General features: G+C 66.9%; 1 pseudogene. It reads right to left on the minus strand.

Annotation, left to right across the window (positions count from 1 at the left end):
• Positions 1-453: pseudogene (locus HWX87_RS37765) on the minus strand (fimbrial biogenesis outer membrane usher protein); the annotation flags it as partial.

Raw genomic sequence — 453 nt, forward strand, 5'->3', positions numbered from 1 at the left:
GTCGCGCGTGACGACGGTTGCGTTGCCCGCGCCGGTGATGCCGGGCACGCTGTTGATCACGAACGGCCCGCTCGGCACGTTGCCGCTGAACTGGCGCACGTTGTTCACGTACAGGTCGACCGAGGTGGGCACGACCGCGCTGCCGGACAGCGCGGGCACCGGAAACGTGACCAGATCGGGACGCAGGCCGAAATTGCTGCGCCACTGCACGCCGCCGATGCGCAGCGAGCGGATCCACGACAACGACGACGAAATCGTGTCGCCGATCTGGGTCGTCGTGAGCGTGCCGGGGTTCGAATGACTCCACGACGTGTCGTAGCGCACGTAGCGCCGGCGGTCGTCGTACAGATACGCGACGCCGGTGCTGCTGAATACGCCGTACGGATCGAAATAGCGCGCCTCGCTCCAGACCGCGAGCGGGGCATGGGCGATGGTCTGTGCGTAGGCGTCGTA

Source organism: Burkholderia sp. BCC1644 (assembly GCF_902833225.1).
GTDB lineage: Bacteria > Pseudomonadota > Gammaproteobacteria > Burkholderiales > Burkholderiaceae > Burkholderia.